The sequence below is a fragment of the Pseudomonas mediterranea CFBP 5447 genome (assembly GCF_000774145.1).
Taxonomy (GTDB): domain Bacteria; phylum Pseudomonadota; class Gammaproteobacteria; order Pseudomonadales; family Pseudomonadaceae; genus Aquipseudomonas; species Aquipseudomonas mediterranea.
This window is the reverse complement of sequence record NZ_KN322979.1, coordinates 13,733-15,195: the sequence shown is the minus strand read 5'-3', so window position 1 is coordinate 15,195 and position 1,463 is coordinate 13,733. Positions and strand designations below refer to the sequence as shown.

The 1,463-nt window shown below is 64.4% G+C and carries 1 protein-coding gene; it reads left to right on the top strand.

Annotation, left to right across the window (positions count from 1 at the left end):
• On the top strand, window positions 1-1,463 hold a 1,463-nt coding region (locus tag N005_RS30085), incomplete at both ends, for an AMP-binding protein (RefSeq protein WP_047699305.1).

The window sequence follows — 1,463 nt, the reverse complement described above, 5'->3', positions numbered from 1 at the left end:
GCAAGCCACCAGCGCTGGGTCGCGACCCTGTTGTTTCACCATATGGCGCTCGATCACACAGCACTGGAAGTGGTGCGCCACGAAATGCAGGCACACTTGCTGGGCCAGGCTGACCAATTGGGCGCAGCGGTGCCGTATCGCAACTATGTGGCCCAGGCCCGCCTGGGTGTGAGCCGTGAGGAGCACGAAGCGTTCTTCCACGACATGTTGGGTGCCATCGACGAACCCACTTTGCCATTCGGGTTGCAGGATGTCCGTGGCGACGGCAGCGATGTCGAGGAGGCCAGGCGAGAGGTCGCCATCGATCTGAGCCGTCGTCTGCGCAGCCAGGCCCGTCGGTTGGGCGTGAGCGCGGCCAGTCTGCATCACCTGGCCTGGGCCCTGGTGCTGGGTCGGGTATCGGGTCGCGAAGACGTGGTGTTCGGCACCGTATTGATGGGCCGGATGCAAGGGGGCGAGGGCGCCGACCGCGCGCTGGGGATGTTCATCAATACCTTGCCGCTGGGTGTGCAGGTGGGCGCGCGGAGCGTGCGCGATGGCGTGTTGGCGACACATGCGCGGCTGACCGGGTTACTGGGGCACGAGCATGCTTCCCTGGCCTTGGCCCAGCGTTGCAGTGGTGTGGTCGCACCGACGCCGTTGTTCAGTGCGCTGCTCAATTACCGCCATTCGATGACGGAGCCCCTTGCGTTGCAAGGGTCGTCAGCCTGGCAAGGTATCGAGGCATTGGGTGGCGAGGAACGGACCAACTATCCGTTGGCGCTGTCGGTGGATGATTTGGGCGAAGGCTTCAGCCTCACCGTCCAGGCGGTGAGTGGCGTTGACGCGCAGCGGGTCGGTGCCTATATGGAGGCGGCGCTGGCGAGTCTGGCCCAGGCGCTTGAGTGTGCGCCTGAGTCGTCGCTGGCCGATCTGTCGATTTTGCCGGAAGCGGAGCGTGAGCAGCTGCTGGTGGCGTTCAACGCTACCGACGCCGGGTATCCGTTGGAACAGACCATTCATGGGCTGTTCGAGGAGCAGGTGCAACGTACGCCGGATGCACTGGCGGTGCTGCATGGCGATCAGCGCCTGAGCTACGGCGAACTGAACGAGCAGGCCAACCGCCTGGCGCATTACCTGCGCAAGCAAGGCGTACAGCCGGATTCGCGGGTGGCGATCTGCGTCGAGCGTGGCCTCGACATGGTGGTCGGGTTGCTGGCGATTCTCAAGGCAGGCGGCGGATATGTACCGCTGGATCCGGCCTATCCGGCGGATCGGATTGCCTACATGCTGGAAGACAGCGCGCCTGCCGTGGTGCTGGCCCAGGCGGCGACCCTTGGGTTGTTGGCTGATGCAACGATGCCGGTGATCGACCTCGGTAGTGGGCTCTGGCAGGACGAGTCCGTCTCGAATCCGCAAGTTGCCGAGCTGACTTCGGCGCATCTGGCTTACGTGATCTACACCTCCGGTTCGACCGGTTTGCC